A 429-nucleotide genomic window follows, 5' to 3' on the forward strand; every position below is an offset into this window, starting at 1 on the left:
AGGGCGAGGTCTTCGTCGTCATGGGCCTGTCCGGCTCCGGCAAGTCCACCCTCGTACGCTGCCTGACCCGGCTCATCGAGCCGACCGCCGGCACCATCGCCATCGACGGCGAGGACGTCCGCGCCATGGACAAGACCCGTCTGCGCGAACTGCGCCGCCACCGTGCCGCGATGGTCTTCCAGCACTTCGGCCTGCTCCCGCACCGCACCGTCCTGGACAACGTGGCCTACGGCCTGGAGATCCAGGGCGTCGCCCGCGCCGAGCGCCGCGAGCGCGCCGCCGCCATCGTCGCCAAGGTCGGCCTGGAGGGTCTGGAGCAGCGGCGCCCCGGCCAGCTCTCCGGCGGACAGCGCCAGCGGGTCGGCCTCGCCCGCGCCCTCGCCGTCGACCCCGAGGTGCTGCTCTTCGACGAGCCGTTCAGCGCCCTGG

Annotated in this window: 1 protein-coding gene; it reads left to right on the forward strand. The window is 73.7% G+C overall.

Annotated elements, in window-relative coordinates:
* Positions 1-429: ATP-binding cassette domain-containing protein (locus tag ACLZOT_RS50055; protein WP_416975996.1), on the forward strand; the 429-nt coding region annotated here is incomplete at both ends.

The sequence above is a fragment of the Streptomyces sp. 4F14 genome, from assembly GCF_048159485.1.
Classification (GTDB): Bacteria; Actinomycetota; Actinomycetes; order Streptomycetales; family Streptomycetaceae; genus Streptomyces.